Annotated in this window: 15 protein-coding genes; 5 read left to right on the forward strand and 10 right to left on the reverse strand. The window is 45.4% G+C overall.

Going from position 1 to position 14,144, the window contains the following annotated elements; genetic code table 11:
• Nucleotides 1–17: 17 nt before the first annotated feature.
• Both ACJJI3_RS16595 and ACJJI3_RS16600 read right to left on the reverse strand, forming a co-directional pair.
• The gene (locus ACJJI3_RS16595) at nt 18–656 is read right to left on the reverse strand and encodes a redox-active disulfide-containing membrane protein (protein WP_444940328.1); all 639 of its coding nucleotides are present in this window, start codon (nt 654–656) and stop codon (nt 18–20) included.
• A 1-nt stretch (nt 657) separates the two neighbouring features.
• A complete protein-coding gene (locus ACJJI3_RS16600; protein ID WP_444940329.1) occupies nt 658–1,419 on the reverse strand; it encodes an SURF1 family protein in 762 nt (253 codons plus the stop codon).
• Between the two features lie 32 nt (nt 1,420–1,451).
• Here ACJJI3_RS16600 and ACJJI3_RS16605 point away from each other — a divergent pair, with 32 nt between their 5' ends.
• Nucleotides 1,452–1,676, forward strand: coding sequence for a DUF2909 domain-containing protein (locus ACJJI3_RS16605; RefSeq protein WP_413663912.1), 225 nt, complete (start codon nt 1,452–1,454; stop codon nt 1,674–1,676).
• Nucleotides 1,677–1,721: 45 nt separating this feature from the next.
• Here the strand turns inward: ACJJI3_RS16605 and ACJJI3_RS16610 are convergent, their stop codons facing one another.
• From ACJJI3_RS16610 to coxB, 4 genes are read right to left on the reverse strand one after another with little or no spacing between them, the layout of a single operon-like run.
• The gene (locus tag ACJJI3_RS16610) at nt 1,722–2,612 is read right to left on the reverse strand and encodes a cytochrome c oxidase subunit 3 (RefSeq protein ID WP_282930522.1); all 891 of its coding nucleotides are present in this window, start codon (nt 2,610–2,612) and stop codon (nt 1,722–1,724) included.
• Between the two features lie 6 nt (nt 2,613–2,618).
• Entirely contained in the window at nt 2,619–3,191 is a 573-nt protein-coding gene (locus tag ACJJI3_RS16615) for a cytochrome c oxidase assembly protein (RefSeq protein WP_444940330.1), read from the reverse strand.
• 3 nt (nt 3,192–3,194) lie between these two features.
• Nucleotides 3,195–4,745 carry a cytochrome c oxidase subunit I gene (gene ctaD / locus ACJJI3_RS16620; RefSeq protein WP_282930524.1) on the reverse strand — a complete coding sequence of 517 codons (1,551 nt, stop codon included), beginning with the start codon at nt 4,743–4,745 and terminating at the stop codon, nt 3,195–3,197.
• A gap of 20 nt (nt 4,746–4,765) precedes the next feature.
• The gene (gene coxB / locus ACJJI3_RS16625) at nt 4,766–5,911 is read right to left on the reverse strand and encodes a cytochrome c oxidase subunit II (RefSeq protein ID WP_282930525.1); all 1,146 of its coding nucleotides are present in this window, start codon (nt 5,909–5,911) and stop codon (nt 4,766–4,768) included.
• A 953-nt stretch (nt 5,912–6,864) separates the two neighbouring features.
• On the opposite strand from coxB, the gene ACJJI3_RS16630 reads away from it, so the two are divergent.
• Complete coding sequence (locus ACJJI3_RS16630) at nt 6,865–8,151, forward strand: MATE family efflux transporter (RefSeq protein WP_413663909.1); 1,287 nt, start codon at nt 6,865–6,867, stop codon at nt 8,149–8,151.
• Between the two features lie 211 nt (nt 8,152–8,362).
• Here ACJJI3_RS16630 and ACJJI3_RS16635 read toward each other — a convergent pair whose 3' ends face one another.
• From ACJJI3_RS16635 to ACJJI3_RS16645, 3 genes are read right to left on the reverse strand one after another with little or no spacing between them, the layout of a single operon-like run.
• Nucleotides 8,363–9,193, reverse strand: a complete 831-nt coding sequence (locus ACJJI3_RS16635) for a hypothetical protein (RefSeq protein WP_444940331.1) — start codon at nt 9,191–9,193, stop codon at nt 8,363–8,365.
• Nucleotides 9,190–9,468 (reverse strand): YheV family putative zinc ribbon protein, encoded by a 279-nt coding sequence (locus ACJJI3_RS16640; RefSeq protein WP_444940332.1) that lies wholly within the window; start codon nt 9,466–9,468, stop codon nt 9,190–9,192. Before ACJJI3_RS16640 ends, ACJJI3_RS16635 begins: the two co-directional genes overlap by 4 nt.
• A 35-nt stretch (nt 9,469–9,503) precedes the next feature.
• On the reverse strand, nt 9,504–11,552 hold the full coding sequence (locus ACJJI3_RS16645; protein ID WP_444940333.1) for a M3 family metallopeptidase: 2,049 nt from the start codon (nt 11,550–11,552) through the stop codon (nt 9,504–9,506).
• A 65-nt stretch (nt 11,553–11,617) separates the two neighbouring features.
• Between ACJJI3_RS16645 and ACJJI3_RS16650 the strand changes: the two genes are divergently transcribed.
• The 3 genes from ACJJI3_RS16650 (at nt 11,618) to ACJJI3_RS16660 (ending at nt 13,709) form a co-directional block, all read left to right on the forward strand.
• Nucleotides 11,618–12,172: a gamma carbonic anhydrase family protein gene (locus ACJJI3_RS16650; RefSeq protein ID WP_444892455.1), complete on the forward strand. Its 555-nt coding sequence runs from the start codon at nt 11,618–11,620 to the stop codon at nt 12,170–12,172.
• 19 nt (nt 12,173–12,191) lie between these two features.
• On the forward strand, nt 12,192–13,106 hold the full coding sequence (locus ACJJI3_RS16655; protein ID WP_444940334.1) for a LysR family transcriptional regulator: 915 nt from the start codon (nt 12,192–12,194) through the stop codon (nt 13,104–13,106).
• 84 nt (nt 13,107–13,190) lie between these two features.
• Complete coding sequence (locus ACJJI3_RS16660; RefSeq protein WP_444940335.1) at nt 13,191–13,709, forward strand: carboxymuconolactone decarboxylase family protein; 519 nt, start codon at nt 13,191–13,193, stop codon at nt 13,707–13,709.
• Between the two features lie 32 nt (nt 13,710–13,741).
• On the opposite strand, the gene ACJJI3_RS16665 is transcribed toward ACJJI3_RS16660, so the two are convergent.
• A complete protein-coding gene (locus tag ACJJI3_RS16665) occupies nt 13,742–14,143 on the reverse strand; it encodes a hypothetical protein (RefSeq protein WP_282930533.1) in 402 nt (133 codons plus the stop codon).
• Between the last annotated feature and the right edge of the window lies 1 nt (nt 14,144).

Here is a 14,144-nt window from a genome sequence, read left to right on the forward strand (position 1 = left end):
ATCTCCGAATAATAATCTTATTGTTCGTAGGAGTACTTCAATAATCTTTTTATATCTTTAAGTAATTGGTTTCCGCTATGCTGCCGATCATAGGCCATCATTGCATAACCCTCCTGATCAACCAGCAACGCCTTGGTTGAAGTCACACCGTCATGATCAGTTTTCTGTACCAACTGCTTAAAGTTTTCATCATCCAAATTCACTATTTTTAGTTTCGGATGCTCAATTTGTATTTGTTCTTGTCGTTTTTCATCCAAACTATCACCAACCACCAGTAGCCTCTCAACCCTATGAGCTTTTTCCCCCAGCCGAATATGAACCTGCCTACTTATATACAAGAGATCTTCACAATCTTTACCACAATCACTGTCACTTAATATTAGATAGCGCCATTTTGATTCTCCCTCTTGTGCCAGGGATTGCTGTTGTCCTTGAAAGGTGATTTTTATTTCAGTGATATCAAATGGGGGCTGCAATAATTCACCTTGATTAATCGTCTCTTTAGGCATGCCTAAGCCTGTATAATAAACGATATAGGCAGCCGTAATTGGAAGTACGACGGATGCTAGCACTGAGAGTCCTTGAATGATTTTATTCGCTGACTTCCTTTTGCTCAGATTTCTTTCAGGTGAAACTGGCTGACTATTTGATTTCATTTTAAAACTCCTTTTTCAAACTTCTACTCAATCTACGACGTAATCTAAAAATAATATTTGTGGCTGAATAAGCCCATAAAAGCCAGACAGCTATTGCCATCGTGAACCACTGGAAAGCATACGCTTGATGTTTTTCAGGGCCACTATTGAAAAAATTCCAATCAGTAATTAAAGCTGCACCTGAATCCGCAAACAAACGGATCGACCATCCATTGTTAACTAAGCCTATAGTCTCAATGAAATTTGAATTTATTTGTTGAATTCTATTATTAAAAACCGGGTCTAGACTAACACTCGAGGAGGTTTCAGTATCGATAGGGTATAAGTAGCCCTGAAGTGATTTCACATCAAGTGAAGCTGTTACTTCAGGTAAGCTATCTCGGTCGCCAGTAGAGGGAATCCAACCTCTATTGATAAGCCAATCAGTACTTTCTGTTGAAAATACTTGTAGTACTTCATAGCCAACACGACCGTTTCTTGTTCTGTTATCCAGAAAATATATTTCCTTCTGGAAAACTCCCGCTAAAGTTACAGACGCATACTCTTGATAAGAATTTAGATTTGAGATTTCCTGCGGTTGCAGAGAGAGCCTACTCTCTACCTTTTGTATAAGTTCGACTTTCTGCTTTGCTCTATCAAGCTGCCACAATCCTAAAAAGATAAAAAGGATGAATGCACCCAGAGAAAATATCGTGATGGGCCAATTGCGAATCAGTGGTAAACTGATATCTTTCGCAGAAGCTGATGGAATATCTACTATCATGCGCAACTACATAAATAATGGAAAATAATAAAATGTGGCTAAAGATTGTTATTGTTGTCCTATTCCTTTCCGTACTTGCCAGTCTTTCAAGTGCACTTTTTTTTCTACTTAGAGATATGGGAACACCTCAATCCAAGCGCACACTCTACGCATTAGGTATTAGAATACTCCTAGCGTCACTCTTACTTCTTGCCATTTGGTACGGCTTTGAAAGTGGCATTTTGGCAAAAACGGCACCTTGGGCTGATAAATATTAAGAAAACAAAGGCTTTCTATTAATACGATAGAAAGCCTTGCTCACATTAAGCACCTAGAACATATACAAATATAAACAGCCCGACCCAAACTACATCGACAAAATGCCAATACCAACTTGCTGCTTCAAAGCCAAAGTGATCATCAGGTCTAAAATGATTGGCTATCACAGACCTTAACAACATGATCAACAACATAATTGTACCGAGTGTGACATGGGCACCATGAAATCCGGTCAGCATAAAGAATGTTGTACCATAGATTCCTGACTCAAGTGTTAACCCCAAGTGTTGATAGGCTTCGTAGTATTCTTTACCTTGTAGAAAAATAAACGCCCCACCCAATGCCACAGTGATTGCCAGTAATATATTGAAATTTTTTCTTTGATTCTTTTTCAGGAAAACATGTGCGAAGTGTACAGTTACACTGGAGGTGAGAAGTATGATGGTGTTCCATAGTGGCAAGTGCCATGGGTCTATCACATCTTTAGGCCCCATAAATTTTGCCGTTTCTCCGTTTGCTGCGGCGTCAGGAGTCACATATAGAGGCCAGCTACTTTCGAATCCCTCCCAAAGCATATTGGAAATTCCACGATCACCTTCACCACCTAGCCAGGGAACTGTAAAATTGCGTATGTAATAAAGTGCCCCAAAGAATGCAGCAAAAAACATCACCTCAGAAAATATAAACCAGCCCATCCCCCAAACATATGATCTCTTTAACTGTTCACTGTTGAGCCCTGCCATATTCTCCTTGATTACGGCAGCAAACCAAAACCACAAAACTGCGGCCATCGCTAACGCACCGGTGAAAAAAATATAAGAGCTTCCTCCATTAATCCAATTTGCTGCGCCGAACGCTATTAGGAATAAACCTATCGTCGCAAAAATTGGCAGCCTGGATTGTTCGGGCACGTAATAACTGCTTTCACTAGCCATAATTTTTTATCCCTCTCGCTCGGGGTCGATATCATTCTTATCGGTTTTATTGGCAAACCTTTCCGTTACATCAAACAACGTATAGGAAAGCGTTACAGTATTAACACTTGCGGGAAGATCTGGATCCACAATAAAGCGTAGTGGTAATTCTGCAGTCTCTCCCGCTTTTAATTCTTGCTGGTTGAAGCAAAAACACTCTGTTTTATGAAAGTACTCAGCAGCTTTGAAAGGAACCATACTGGGAATTGCCTGACCAACCATATCCCTAGATGTCTTATTTTCTGCAATAAAAACAGTATCTTTAATTTCTCCAGGGTGTACTTTCAAAGACATCACACTCGGGCGAAATTCCCATGGCATATTTTCATTATTGTTTGCCACAAATTGCACTGTGACCAGCCTATTTTTATCAACCGCAGCTGGCACAGCTTCATAACGACCAGCGGTTTTACCATTGAGTCCTGTGATTTCACAGAAGACATCGTAAATAGGCGGCATAATGAAAATTGCAAATACCAGCATGCTGGTCGCCACGGCCAGCAGCTTGATAGTTACCTTTGCATTTGCTCCAACTTTCATAGGTTAGCGTACAACCGGTGGCGTACTAAACGTGTGATATGGGGCAGGGGAAGCAACCGTCCATTCCAGTCCCTCAGGATCATCCCAAACCTGATCGGATGCTTTTTTCCCGCCCATTACAGTTCGTACCACATTAAACAAAAATACTATTTGTGCAGCGCCAAACAGGAAGGCACCGATACTGGATATTTGATTGAAATCCGCAAATTGCAGTGCGTAATCAGGTATCCGACGTGGCATGCCGGCCAGACCAACAAAGTGCATTGGGAAGAAAGTTACATTGAGACCAATAAATGCCAGCCAGAAATGTACCTTGCCCATGACTTCGCTATACATATGGCCAGTCCATTTGGGCAACCAATAGTAAACACCAGCAGTAATTGAGAAGATTGCACCAGGAACCAGCACATAGTGGAAATGGGCAACCACAAAGTACGTATCGTGATATTGGAAGTCTGCAGGCGCAATCGCTAGCATCAGACCAGAGAATCCACCGATGGCGAAAAGAATGATGAATGCAATTGCAAAAAGCATCGGGGTTTCAAATGTCATGGATCCCCGGAACATAGTGGAAACCCAGTTAAAGATTTTCACTCCTGTAGGTACAGCGATCAGCATTGTGGCGTACATAAAGAACAGCTCACCAGCAATCGGCATTCCCACAGTAAACATATGGTGCGCCCATACGATAAAGCTCAGGAATGCAATTGCTGCGGTGGCATATACCATGGAGCTGTATCCAAAAAGAGGCTTACGAGCGAAGGTTGGGATAATTGCAGAGATAATGCCAAAGGCCGGCAAAATCATGATGTAAACTTCCGGGTGTCCGAAGAACCAGAACACATGCTGGAATAAAACCGGATCACCGCCACCGGCTGCACTGAAGAAACTTGTGCCAAAATGAATGTCCATCAACATCATGGTCACTACTCCGGCTAACACCGGCATTACAGCAATCAAAAGGTAAGCAGTGATCAGCCAGGTCCATACAAACAACGGCATTTTCATCAAGGTCATACCAGGAGCACGCATATTCAAAATGGTAGCGATAATGTTGATCGCACCCATGATGGACGAGGCACCCATAATATGAATGGCAAAAATGAAGAAGGTTACGCTGGGTGGCGCATATTCCGTTGAAAGTGGCGCATAAAATGTCCAACCGAAATTAGGCGCTCCCCCTTCCATAAATAAGGTCGATGCCAACATTGCGAAAGCAAAGGGCAAAATCCAAAAACTCCAGTTATTCATTCTTGGCAGTGCCATATCTGGCGCACCAATCATCATTGGTATCATCCAGTTAGCCAACCCCACAAAAGCCGGCATAACTGCACCAAATACCATGATCAGACCATGCATAGTGGTCATTTGATTGAAAAATTCCGGCTGTACAATTTGTAAACCGGGCTCGAATAATTCAGCGCGTATAACCAATGCCATACATCCGCCGAGCAGGAACATCGCAAAACTAAACCACAAATACATAGAGCCTATATCTTTGTGGTTGGTCGTATAGAGCCAACGCTTTATACCGGGCTGAGGACCATGTGCCATTCTTAAATTCCTCCGGGCGCTTACTGCTTATTCTTAAAGTTGAGGATATCTACGGGTTGGACGGTATCACCCATCTCATTGCCGAAAGCGTTTCGCTGGTAAGTAATTACCGCAGCCAGATCCACTTCTGATAGCTGCTCACCAAAAGCCTGCATTGCGGGGTTTACCGTAGAACCATCGATAACGATATCTAAGTGGCCATTGAGGGGACCGGTAGCAATTTTTGAGCCAGCAATTGCCGGGAATACTCCGGGTACTCCCTGCCCGTTCGGCTGGTGGCAGGCGGCACATGTGCGTGTATAGACTTTTTCACCCTGAGCAAAAAGCTCTTCGAAGGTAAATGTCTTCGCTGTAAGTTCACGCATTTTCATGGCTTCTGCTGCACGAGAACTCAACCAGGCATCGTATTCCGCCTGTGGCACAGCTTTCACAACAATAGGCATAAATCCATGGTCTTTTCCGCACAATTCAGCACACTGTCCGCGATATATTCCCGGCTCCTCAATACGCGTCCAGGCATCATTGATAAAACCGGGGATAGCATCTTTTTTAACGGCTAGATCTGGGACCCACCACGCATGTATCACATCATTGGCAGTAATCAGGAAGCGGATTTTTTTCTTGATAGGAACAACCAGGGGCTCATCGACTTCTAGGAGGTAGTTAGCACCCTTAGGCTGGAGGTTATCAATTTGAGCTTTTGGAGTGGACAAGCTGGAAAAGAATGAAACATCAGTGCCCCGATATTCATATTTCCACTTCCATTGATAACCGGTGATTACGATATTGAGATCTTCTTCCTCAGTATCGTAAATATCATAGAGCGTTTTGGTGGCCGGAATCGCCATCAGAATCAGGATGACGGTGGGAATAATAGTCCATACCAACTCCACAACCGTGCTCTCATGAAATTGGGCCGCTTGGTATCCCTTACTTTTGCGGTGCCGCCACATGCTGTAGAACATGATGCTGAACACCAATGCCCCTATAGCCACACAAATCCAAAAGATCAGCATGTGTAGCTCGTAGGTGGTCTGGGCGACTTCTGTCACCCCCTGGGGCATATTAACCCCCCAGCGCTCAACGTCCTGCTCATTCGCTAACACCGCTTGTGCAGACAGCGAAGTAGCCAGCAAGGCGAACAGCCGATCAAAGCCTTTCAACATCGCCTACAGATCTCCGTGGTTGCGGGTCTCTCAGGGAAACCCGTAATTTTTATTTTGGCCACTGGCCTTCACGGATAAGCGAATTTTACCTGTATCAACTGCCTAACAGGATTAATTCCACACAAAATTTGTGGACATACTGTAGTAACACAAGACTACATACACTGGGCGAGGAGACCACCTCGCGTTACTGCCGTCAGTGCAACTTGTTATTCTTAGTAAAAGATTTTTTACTCCAGATGCCGTCGTCCGGAAAGGTACAACCAACAACCAGTTTCTTTATTTGTCGCAACTACTGCAGGTACAAAAGGAACACATCGACACGAAAAAGTCAATCGGGATCATTTTTGAATAACGTTGCTGCTTTGTGAAAAAATTCGGTGATTAACAAATAAATTTAACCTCTTTGATAGGATACTTTTCCACAAGTAGAAAAAATATCGCTCTAAATAGAGACATGGCAATTTATTTGGTGAAAGATGACAACTAATCAAGCATTAATAATGCTGCCAAGAGAAGTATAAATTCTCGGGTTCAAGTGCCCCTGATTGCTTTTACACAGATTGACAACGATTTTTAATCTCTAATACTAAATTCTGACTGCTTCACACAACCAAGGCAGATTAGTTTCAATAAGCTTGAGGATTATCAGGCAGATCAATACAGAATCCTGTACTATCTACACTCAATCGAAATGATTTTTCCGCCAAATATTTCGTTTCGATTTTGTAAGCGTTACGAAATGAATTGCAAATAGCAGTATTGGGAGTCCGATTTAGGAAAAGGGTCTTATCAGCTCTGTACTGTTATCATTGGTAGAATCCGCCTGCACAGCTTTTCTTTTTCCGATTTCGGCTAGAAGCCAATCTATCCGTTAGTTGTTATGACTTATGCCTTCTTCTACAAAACTTGAATCCCAACCCATGTCTCGCGTCTGGAATCTGGCTTGGCCAATGATACTGAGTAATATTTCAGTGCCCTTACTCGGGATAGTAGATACCGCAATTCTTGGTCACCTCCCATCTGCAGAGTACCTATCCGGTGTAGCTATCGGGGCTAGCGTAATGTCGATGCTTTTATGGGCATTTGGGTTTCTGCGCATGGGTACTACCGGACTGGTGGCTCGGAGTACAGATCTTGGGATTCAATGGTTAGTACGTGCACTAGTATTAGCCATGGGGCTGGGAATCACTCTGTTTATTGTTGCCTCTCCTTTAATCTACTATATCGTTGAGTGGATGAATGCCAGTCAGGAAGCACAACCCCACGCACTGGCCTACCTACAAATACGTCTGTTATCTGCCCCCCTGGCTCTGGCAAACTTTGCCATTCTGGGTTTTTTTATTGGTCGACAAGATAGCCGTGCGCCTCTATATATACTTTTCGCTGCCAATCTACTGAACATAGCCCTCGATTTCCTATTTATTCTTGGCCTGGGCCTAGGGGCAAAAGGTGCAGCAGCGGCAACCGTACTCGCTGATATTTTTGCATTTCTACTGGGTCTATATCTTCTTACCAGGGTTCATGTTGATATCTGGGCCTATATACGCAAAGAAATTGGGCAGAAGAAACTTCTCCCCTGGATCGATTCATCCCCATGGATTAATCTTTTAAAGATAAATACAGACTTATTTATAAGAACCTGTTTGCTCTTGCTAACACTCACTTTTTTTACTGCACAAGGGGCAGCCCAAGGTGATAATGTACTTGCTGCAAATGCTATTCTTATACAGTTATTAATGATGACTTCCTATGCCCTGGATGGTTTTGCTCATGCTACCGAGGCCTTGGTTGGGGAATCCATGGCAAAGAGATCAACGGCTCTATTCAGAAATACCGTTCGCAGTGCAGGTTTGTGGGCCCTGGGAAGCGCTGTCCTGATTACGCTGGTACTAGTTTCAGGGAAACCCTTGATTCTATCCTTATTTACAGATATCAAACCAGTAATCCACCAAGCGGAACAGGTATATTGGTGGCTCTGTGCACTACCTTTATTAGCGGTTTGGAGTTATCAGCTCGATGGTGTTTTTATCGGTGCTGGGAAAAGTCGCGATATGCGTAATACTATGTTTATAGCCTCAGTACTGGTTTTCTTTCCCGCCTGGTGGTTTACAAGGGATTGGGGGAATACAGGCATATGGTTCAGCTTGTTTTTGTGGATCGGAGCACGATCTTTAGGACTCATAGTATATTTTCAATACTACACTGTAACCAATTCCTGGATACGTAAATTACAGTAAAACTGTGGCAGGATATTTAGAGTTATTTTTTAATGTATAAATAACAGAATATGACAAATTTTGAGATTGAGAAATTAACTATTTCAGTCAGGATTACTCACTATCAAAATAGTAAATCTCTTATGATGCTACAAACACATTTAAAGCTATAATCTCAGGTTGGTAAATAATGAGCGGGCAAAGCAACAAATAATAAAACCCGCTCATATTTTTAATAGCTTGAAGACTGCACCTGTTTTTGCACTAGAATTTGCTTAAAATTTCCATAAAACGCTCCCTCCCCCTGTATAATAGCGCCATATAGGTCTTCAACCTTCTGCTTTAATTCTTGGCTATAAAAATATAGGCTGCCGTTTCGGACACTATAGGACTTTGGATTCTCAGCCATGGTTTTGTAAAAAAGGGATACTCTTTCCAGATAGGTATCTGCCTGCTTTTTGGAAAAATTACCTTGTTGGTAATTATCTAAAACCTGCGAACTGATTTTTTGAAGAGTTAATTCGCGCTCTTTATCTGAAAAACGAAAGGCTTTTAATTGCGTATTGATATCTCGCTTTAGGTCTTTCATATAGCGAGCTGCAGCTTCTGCTGATTCATATAGTGCGTGAATAGTCTTTTCCCGCTTCCGCAGAGCACCGCGATCTTTCAAGGTATATATATTGGAGATTTCCTTTTCGGAGAAATCGCCCAGGGGGCGAAAAATAGTGACATGTTGCAAATTGCTATTCCTTGTGAGCTTGTCACAAATCTTTATTGCATGTCTCCACTTTTCAAAAGATTCTCCTTTAAGGATTTGATCAGGTAAAGCTTTTACAGCCACTCCCAACCTATTTTCCTCTTCAATGTAAAAATCTGGATGGGCTTTCCAGTCATTAGCTTGTAAACGGAATAACGTAAGTATCCCCTGATTCACACAGCTCGCCAATAGGTAGGCAACTTGTTCTCTCTGCTGCTCTGTTTTTTTTCGATGGCGATCAAGGCCATAGAGACCTATGATCGCAACCGCAATAAAAACCACCAGTATAAAAAATATTTTTTTCACTTTTTACGGCTACTTGTGGGTTGGATAAGTTTCACTGGCTCCTCGTGAATATCTTTCTCTGTATCTTGGTTAACACGAGTAGACAGTTCTGTTGGCGCTGACTGCAATCGAATTTCATCCTTAAACCCACAGGCAACACATTCCCTATAATTTTTCCCATCCTTGTGATAGTTAATAATTTTATCCATTTCGCTACAGCGGGGGCACACAGCCCCTGCAATAAAGCGTTTTTTAACGATCTTACCAAACTCAGCCGAATCTTCTTTCTTCATCATGACTACTACTCAATATTTCATGATTGACTTATCCGTTACACAGGACTGATATTCAGCTCTTGCTGCTCGATACCAGAGTGACGCAATAGGGCATCAATTTGCGGCTCTCGTCCACGGAATTGAACAAACAGCTCCAACGCATCACGGCTACCACCCTGTTCCAAAACACTGTGCAGAAATTTATTTCCCGTCTCTCTATTAAAGATACCATCTTCCTCAAATAGAGAAAAAGCATCTGCCGAAAGTACTTCTGCCCATTTATAGCTGTAATATCCTGCGGCATAACCACCAGCAAAAATATGGCTAAAAGCATTTTGGAAGCGGTTTTCTGCGGCGATAGGCACAACAGCAACCTCTGCTCGTACCTGATCCAGTAAAACTTGAACTTTATCGGCGGTCAATGCCTCTTCGCTGGCATGGAGGCGAAAATCAAAAAGTGCAAACTCCAACTGGCGTACTGTAAACATGGCAGACTGGAAATTTTTCGCTGCCAGCATTTTATTCAGTAAAGCTTCGGGAAGGGCCTCTCCAGTTTCGAAATGTGCAGAAATTATGGAAATAGCCTGGGGTTGCCAACACCAATTTTCCAGAAATTGGCTGGGCATTTCCACCGCATCCCAAGCAACACCATTAATACCAGAAACTGCTGCCACATCAATCTGTGTCAGCATATGGTGGAGGCCATGGCCGAATTCATGGAATAAAGTGGTTACTTCCGTGTGGGTTAAAAGTGAGGGGATATCACCTGCAGCCGGACTGAAATTACATACTAGATAAGCTATAGGCAACTGGAGTCCGTTGAGCGTGTGGCGACGACTACTTACTGTATCCATCCAGGCCCCGCCACGTTTTTTCTCACGCGCGAACGCATCCAAATAGAAACCAGCTATCTTTTCGCCATCTCTCAGCAGCCAAAAGAACTGCACGTCGGCATGCCAGGTAGCAACGCTGGTATCTTCTTCAACTGTGATTTCGAATAATTTGTCCACCACAGTAAAGAGGCCGTCAACGACTTTGGCGTAAGGGAAATAGGGCCTCAATTCCTCTTGGCTGATGGCGTATCGCTGCTGTTTGAGCTTTTCTGCGGCCCAGGCCACATCCCATGGTTGCAACTCTTCAATACTGAGTTGGTCTGCAGCAAACGCTTTCAGCTCAGCCATTTCTCGTTGGGCAGCTGGCCTGGCTCGTTCTGCCAGATCCTGTAGAAATTCCAAAACCCGCTCTGTATTTGGAGCCATTTTGCTGGCCAATGACAACTCCGCATAGCTGTTCATTCCCAGTAAACTGGCCTGTTCAGCGCGCAATGCGAGAATTGCCTCCATCACTTCGGAGTTATCGTATTCACCTGCCTGGGGACCAACTTCGGATGCGCGACTAACAAAAGCCAAATGGACATCCCGACGCAGAGATCTATTTTCAGCGTGGGTCATAATAGCGAGAAAGCTGGGCCCCTCTAAGGTAATCAGCCACCCATCCAGGCCTTTTGCCTCAGCTGCATTCCGTGCAGCGGCGAGAGCAGTTTGAGGAAGCCCCTGAAGCTGAGCTTCATCATTCGTATGCCAGGTCCAGGCATTGGTTGCATCGAGGACATTGTTGGCAAATTGGCTGGATAACTCCGCCAAACGCTGACTGTTAACGGCAAACTTTTCACGGGCCTCTCCTTCAAGGCCTACACCACCGAGTTCAAAGTCTCTGACTCCCAGCTCCAAAGACTTCTTGCGTGCCTGTGGCCAGTTTACAAACTCGGGCGACTGCATTAATTGGAGATACAGGTCGTAAAGTTCGCGATTTTGCCCCTGCTTTGTCCAGTAAGCCGTCACTTTGGCTAAAGCGGCCTCATAGGGCGCCCGCCAGGGGCCACTTAGAACGCTATTCAGGTGACTGACTGGGGAGAAGGCTCGATTTAGCTGGTCTTCCGCCTGCTCCAGAGGCACCAGCGTATTATCCCAGCTGGGGGTCTCCAATCCCTGTTGAAGGGTTTGCTCACACGTTTTAATCAGTTCGGCGATGGCGGGTTCCACCTGCTCGGGCTCGAGATTATCAAAAGGCGGCAGCAGCGGGATATTCAACAGTGGATTGGACATATAAGACTCTGTGCTCGAATTAGGATAAAGCTATGATAGAGGATTCATTGTACAGGAGCTTATTTATGTCCCCACTGCGCAGCCACGATGATTCCCACGGCGAGAAGTTTCCAGAACTTGGCGACAGCGTATATATCGATCCTCAATCCGCAGTCATTGGTGACGTTACCCTGGGGGATGATTGCTCCGTATGGCCCATGGCCGTTGTGCGCGGTGATATGCATAAGATCCGAATCGGCGCGCGAACCAGTGTACAGGATGGGGCTGTTCTCCATATCACCCATGCGGGACCATTCAACGCCGACGGTTGGCCGCTGACTATTGGCGAAGATGTCACTATCGGTCATAAAGCCTGCCTGCACGGTTGTACCATCGGCAACCGGATCTTAATTGGTATCGGATCTATTGTTCTCGACGGAGCCATTATTGAGGACGATGTCGTACTGGCAGCCGGAGCACTGGTTCCGCCCGGTAAAACCCTGGAGAGTGGTTATCTCTATGTAGGCGCCCCCTGCAAAAAGGCGCGCCCCCTGTCTGACAAGGAAAAGGCTTTCTTTAAGTATTCCGCTGAAAACTACGTGAAACTGAAAGATCAGTACCTCCTTAAACAGCAACCATAGTGACAGCCGGCTCCCCGCTATGCTTAACCTGAATATGGACCAGCTGCATATTTTTGTGCGCTCCTGTGAAGTCGGATCTTTTTCGGCGGTTGCTCGCGAAGTGGGCCGGGCTCAGTCTTCTGTAAGCAGCTTGATTCAAAATCTTGAACTCGACCTGGGGCTGACTCTCTTTAACCGCGAAGGGAAATATCCCCAACCCACCGACGCCGCTTTGGCATTACTGCCATTAGCACGTCAATCGTTGGGGCAGTTGCAGCGCTTCCAACAGGCAGCAAATTCCTTCCAGCGGGGAGAAGAGCCCCAGCTCAATATATTATTTGAAGAGCTGGTAATGCCAGATCGACTCAACGATATGCTGGTAACTTTCAGCGAGCGCTTCCCGCATACTGAGCTTCAACTCGGCAGTGTTACTGGGGAGGAAGCAGTCCAACAGGTGACACATGGTGAAGCCGATTTTGCCTTTGTCACCTCAAGGGATTCCTATCCCAGCTCGCTGGATACCAGTAACCTGGGACAACAGCGGGTACTTAGCCTGGCCTGTCCGGAACATCCCCTGGCCCAGAAAAAACAATCCTCATTGAATGAAGCGGCCCAGCACCGACAGATCACCACAGCACCAGAATCCCAAAGGTACCGTTGGCAGCTCTCTGCACAGACTTGGCGAAGTGATTCTCTGCTACAGGCCCTGGATCTGGCATGTAAGGGGGTTGGGTGGGTCAATGCGCCCTACGAACTGGCCCGCCCCTTTTTAAAAAGCGGCAGGTTGGTTGAGCTCAACTTAACCGGTTCTCTCAATACCTGGAGCCTCGGTGTGGATCTGCTCTGGTCCAAGCAGACGCCACAAGGCTTAGCTGCGCAATGGTTCGCCCGAGAGGCCCGGCGACTCTACGGTAACTTTTACAGCCCACCTATCGAAATATCCGATAGAAACTAATTTTTACCTATCAGGCTTTTGCATAAGACTTGGCGTTGTAGGCCGATGGTCTGTAACTCAATCCGACTGATTAGGAGCCAAACTATGTCCAAACAGCAATATCTCCAGGAAATGGAGGCCTTCTCCGAAAAATACCGCTATGACATGGACTACTTACGCGAGTTTCTCCAGGGCTCTCCTGAAGGCTTTGAAAAGTTCAGAAATTTTCAGCCCTTATCCATGCACAGGGAGTTTTTACCTATTGATGTTTTTTGGGTGGGTAAGATAGCGGCAATGCAAGTAGCTGATTGCGGCATGTGCCTGCAACTGAATGTGCGTATGGCCTTAGAGGCTGGTGTTGAACCCCACTTGGTGAAAGCTTGTATCCAAGGCGGCAGCGGCCTGCCTGAGAACTTGCAGGACATTTTTGATTTTGCAACAGCCGTGGCCAGCTACAAAACAATCGACCCTGTTCTCAACGAACGGATAGGTGCACAACTGGATAACCGGCAGAGAATCGAGCTGGGGGTCAGCGTCGCTACCGCGTCAGTCTTCCCCACGATCAAGCGGGCTATGGGATATACCCAAAGCTGCAGCTTGGTTGAGATCGAATTTAAACAGTGATGTGGCAGGCCTTGGCAACCAAGGCCTCCTCACTATTTACCCTGTAGCCGCAGCAGTGCCGATGCACCTATCCCGCCAATGGCACAAGCCAAAACGATAACCAGGGGCGTCATTTGTCCCAGTACCAGAGCACCGTAGTCATAACCTCTCTGCGGCAGAAGATATAACAACATCAACCCTGCCGGCACCAGGGATAAGAGGAAGCCCCGTATTAACCAGGCGTTGCGCAAAGGCAACAAAAACAGCAACCCGAAAACTCCACCCCAAACTACGCGCTGGTACAGGTAGGCATTGCTCAGGGATGGCGCCAAATCTACCCCTAGAAACTGGGTGAAGCCATACCGCCCCATGGCCCATAGCCCCACGGCATAGCAGAGCCCACCGAAACACCCCACAGCAAAACAAATCGACAGGTTTCGCACAATATCACGCACA

It is taken from the genome of Microbulbifer maximicatervae (SeqCode) (assembly GCF_052466985.1).

Coding starts and splice junctions, on each gene's coding strand:
- ACJJI3_RS16630 (WP_413663909.1), top strand. CDS start 6,865: ATGATACTGAGTAATATTTCAGTGCCCTTACTCGGGATAGTAGATACC.
- ACJJI3_RS16645 (WP_444940333.1), bottom strand. CDS start 11,552: ATGTCCAATCCACTGTTGAATATCCCGCTGCTGCCGCCTTTTGATAAT.
- ACJJI3_RS16610 (WP_282930522.1), bottom strand. CDS start 2,612: ATGGCTAGTGAAAGCAGTTATTACGTGCCCGAACAATCCAGGCTGCCA.
- ACJJI3_RS16600 (WP_444940329.1), bottom strand. CDS start 1,419: ATGATAGTAGATATTCCATCAGCTTCTGCGAAAGATATCAGTTTACCA.
- ACJJI3_RS16615 (WP_444940330.1), bottom strand. CDS start 3,191: ATGAAAGTTGGAGCAAATGCAAAGGTAACTATCAAGCTGCTGGCCGTG.
- ACJJI3_RS16605 (WP_413663912.1), top strand. CDS start 1,452: ATGTGGCTAAAGATTGTTATTGTTGTCCTATTCCTTTCCGTACTTGCC.
- coxB (WP_282930525.1), bottom strand. CDS start 5,911: ATGTTGAAAGGCTTTGATCGGCTGTTCGCCTTGCTGGCTACTTCGCTG.
- ACJJI3_RS16650 (WP_444892455.1), top strand. CDS start 11,618: ATGTCCCCACTGCGCAGCCACGATGATTCCCACGGCGAGAAGTTTCCA.
- ACJJI3_RS16640 (WP_444940332.1), bottom strand. CDS start 9,468: ATGATGAAGAAAGAAGATTCGGCTGAGTTTGGTAAGATCGTTAAAAAA.
- ACJJI3_RS16655 (WP_444940334.1), top strand. CDS start 12,192: ATGCTTAACCTGAATATGGACCAGCTGCATATTTTTGTGCGCTCCTGT.
- ACJJI3_RS16595 (WP_444940328.1), bottom strand. CDS start 656: ATGAAATCAAATAGTCAGCCAGTTTCACCTGAAAGAAATCTGAGCAAA.
- ctaD (WP_282930524.1), bottom strand. CDS start 4,745: ATGGCACATGGTCCTCAGCCCGGTATAAAGCGTTGGCTCTATACGACC.
- ACJJI3_RS16660 (WP_444940335.1), top strand. CDS start 13,191: ATGTCCAAACAGCAATATCTCCAGGAAATGGAGGCCTTCTCCGAAAAA.